General features: G+C 44.4%; 3 protein-coding genes. All 3 read right to left on the bottom strand.

The window, feature by feature from the left end; genetic code table 11:
• The coding region (locus PX484_RS17975) for an ATP synthase subunit B family protein (RefSeq protein WP_288104991.1) at nucleotides 1–552 on the bottom strand (552 nt) is incomplete at its 3' end.
• A 36-nt stretch (nucleotides 553–588) separates the two neighbouring features.
• Nucleotides 589–1,062 (bottom strand): pantetheine-phosphate adenylyltransferase, encoded by a 474-nt coding sequence (gene coaD / locus PX484_RS17970; RefSeq protein WP_002800053.1) that lies wholly within the window; start codon nucleotides 1,060–1,062, stop codon nucleotides 589–591.
• Entirely contained in the window at nucleotides 1,059–1,343 is a 285-nt protein-coding gene (locus PX484_RS17965; protein ID WP_002800052.1) for a DUF427 domain-containing protein, read from the bottom strand. Before PX484_RS17965 ends, coaD begins: the two co-directional genes overlap by 4 nt.
• Nucleotides 1,344–1,420 lie beyond the last annotated feature (77 nt).

The following is a 1,420-nucleotide window of genomic DNA, read 5'->3' as shown; positions in this document are numbered from 1 at the left end:
TTCTAAAACCGCTTCGGCATAGTCGTCAGCGCCTTTTTGAATTTCATGACATTCAGCTTGGGTTTTTTGTCGTAACTGTTGCACTTCCTGCAAGGTGCTGTGACGCATCTGTTCGATTTCATCGAGGGTTTGTTGTTGCAAGGATTCACACTCCTGCTGAACCCGTTGACGAATTTGGGCCGCTTGCCGTTCTGCTTGTTGAATAATACCGGACTCATCGAGAATTTGGGCGGCTCTTTGTTGAGCGGAACGAAGGACTTGTTGAGCGTATTCCTCCGCTTTAGTGATAATTTCCTGTTCTTCCTGCAAAATTGCCAAAGCTTTCTGTACTGCTGGTGGCACGGTTTCATAGATGAGATCGATCTGTTCGGATATCTGTCCCTCATCGATGATTGTCCAACGGGTGAGGGGGATATGGAAACTATCAAAAATCATCTCTTGCAGACGCGCCAAATCCTGATAGATATCGAAATCGACGGGTGGACTGGGAACCCCACTATTAGAAGTGTTAGGTACTGCTTTTCTGCGATCATTAGGTTCTCGGCGCGCCATAGGTTCAGATCGTCCTCATTACTGTATTCTAGTATGTTAACTGTAGTATGAGTAAATATCTCTAGAAACGTTTTCTGGGACTAGATGGGTGACGGAGCCACCGAATTGAGCGATTTCTTTAACCACGCTACTACTTAAAAAACTATATTCTTTGGTGGTGGCTAAAAAAACCGTTTCGATCCCTTCCCAGAGGGTTTTATTGGTATGGGCCATTTGCAGTTCTTTTTCAAAGTCCGAGAGGACCCGCAACCCCCGCAAAAGTACCTTGGCCCCTTTCAATCTGGCATATTCAACCGTCAATCCTGAAAAACTGTCTATCTCAACGTTTTTCAGGTGTTTTGTACAGTAACTGATCTGTTCTATGCGTTGTTCGACGCTAAATAAGGGGTTTTTATGGGGATTGCAAAGAACTGCCACGATTACTCGCTCGAATAGTGGCACACTGCGTTCGATAATATCTAAATGACCGAATGTAACTGGATCGAAGCTGCCGGGGTAGATGGCGATCATTTCTCAACCTTCACACCTCGCCAAAAAGCGATATATCCTTTGATATTTTGGGCTTTTGGCTTAGGATCGGGATAATACCAAGCGGCATCTTTATTGTCCTGTCCATCTACCCTGAGAGTATAGTAACTAGCCTCTCCCTTCCAAGAACAAATGGTATGGGTGTTACTGGATTGAAAATATTCAGCTTTGATGGTATCGGGGGGAAAATAGTAGTTTCCCTCGACAATTTCGCAGTTATCGCTTTCCGCTACCACTGCACCATTCCAAATCGCCTTTGCCATGACACTAACTCCTAGTTCTGGTTCAAAATTATCTTACAACAGAGTTTGTAAATGTTGAACCAGTTGGTTAACCTGCA

The sequence above is a fragment of the Microcystis sp. M49636_WE2 genome, assembly GCF_030065375.1.
In the GTDB taxonomy this organism is placed as follows: domain Bacteria; phylum Cyanobacteriota; class Cyanobacteriia; order Cyanobacteriales; family Microcystaceae; genus Microcystis; species Microcystis aeruginosa_C.
Note: the sequence above shows the minus strand (reverse complement) of the source record. Positions and strands in the feature narration are given on the sequence as shown.